Source organism: Dysosmobacter segnis (assembly GCF_014297285.1).
Taxonomy (GTDB): Bacteria; Bacillota; Clostridia; order Oscillospirales; family Oscillospiraceae; genus Oscillibacter; species Oscillibacter segnis.
On sequence record NZ_JACOQI010000080.1, the window covers coordinates 1 to 1,401 of the forward strand.

Consider the following 1,401-nt stretch of genomic DNA (forward strand, 5'->3'; position numbering starts at 1 on the left):
CACAGTTAGAACTGGCCGAAAGGCTGTTTGTGTCCAGGCAGGCCATATCTGGATGGGAAGCAGGAACGTCGAGGCCATCGACAGAGAATCTGCAGAGCCTGAGCAGGTTATTTAATATCCTGCTGGAAACGCTGCTGGATGACTCAGCAGAGGCGGAGCCTGCGGCGGCGCAAGAGAAACTTCCGGCAGAGGAGCAGGCAAAAGAAGAGGACAAGGGACAGGGAAAGGCCAGAAGATACAAGGCCATAGTCCTGGTGATCGTGCTCTTGGCGATTTTGCTCACCACAGCGGTATTGGCACACAGGAGAACGGCCCAAGAAAAAATGGGTGCCATGACTTTTAGCGAAATGGAATGCGACGACTTTGATTTTGCTGGGGCCGAATCTGTGCCGATGGAGGGCTTTGGCGAAGGGAGGTGAAAGAAATGCGCAGACTTTTGTGTATGGTACTGACCGGAGCGGTGATGATTGGATGCCTGTGTACCGGCACCGGCGCTGTTGACGAATCAAATGTCGTTTCAAAGGAATATGAAACGACGGGAACGGCCATCATACGGGCAACAAGAAACTTAGACTGGACTATAAAGGCAAATGGCACGGTGGTAGCGGATACAAGTTTCACAATGTCGGCTGGTGAAACGGTATGGATTCGCGCGAACTATTCTCCGGAAAATGCCAGCTTGGACTTCGGATTAGTTGACTCAAATGAGAAGTTTCACTATATCAATGTGACAACAGGCAGCATTGACAAGACGATTGAGATTCCGGAAAACGGGGATTATACGCTGGCGATTAGGAACAATTCGAGCAAATCGGTTAAGGTGACTGGAGTTGTGAGATACTGAGGGGAGGCAAGGGAGCGGCAAAATTAACTGGTAACACGTACTATTTCAAGAGACCTGAAAGGAGTAAAAACATGAAAAAGCGGGTTTTAAGTTTGATGTTAGCCACCGTGATGTGCATGGCACTTGCTGTAACAGCAAACGCTGTTGAATATGATTCCTCCGTGTTGTCTGTTGAGCAGACGTCGCTTATTAACGGAAATTTCCCTAAGAATGTTCGTGGCGAAACTTATGGAACTGCTTTGATGGCAGAGGTAGTAGGGAAAATGCCGGATTTACAGGCTGCGATTGGGACGAATGACCAGGAGGGATATGTCCGAACCAGTGATTTGAGTCACCCAAAATTTGAAACACCGCAGGACGCTCTTGAATGGCAGAAAACTCAGCCCGATTCCTATTACATCCCCTTATATGATTTTCAGGGAAATGAGATTGGTTCTTTCCTTAGAGAGCGTAATAATTTGACGATTGCAGAAATGGAAGCGATGAAAGGTTAATCTAAGGATCAATATTCGTAGAGAAGGAGAAGTCGAGATAGCTATATAGTTATCTCGGCTTCT

At 47.5% G+C, this 1,401-nt stretch carries 3 protein-coding genes; all 3 read left to right on the forward strand.

Translation table 11 applies throughout. From position 1 onward, the window contains the following. The coding region (locus H8Z83_RS19035; RefSeq protein WP_187016467.1) for a helix-turn-helix transcriptional regulator at positions 1-419 on the forward strand (419 nt) is incomplete at its 5' end. 5 nt (positions 420-424) lie between these two features. Further along, on the forward strand, positions 425-844 hold the full coding sequence (locus H8Z83_RS19040) for a hypothetical protein (protein ID WP_187016468.1): 420 nt from the start codon (positions 425-427) through the stop codon (positions 842-844). Positions 845-915: 71 nt separating this feature from the next. Then, positions 916-1,338 carry a hypothetical protein gene (locus H8Z83_RS19045; RefSeq protein WP_187016469.1) on the forward strand — a complete coding sequence of 141 codons (423 nt, stop codon included), beginning with the start codon at positions 916-918 and terminating at the stop codon, positions 1,336-1,338. Positions 1,339-1,401: the final 63 nt, after the last annotated feature.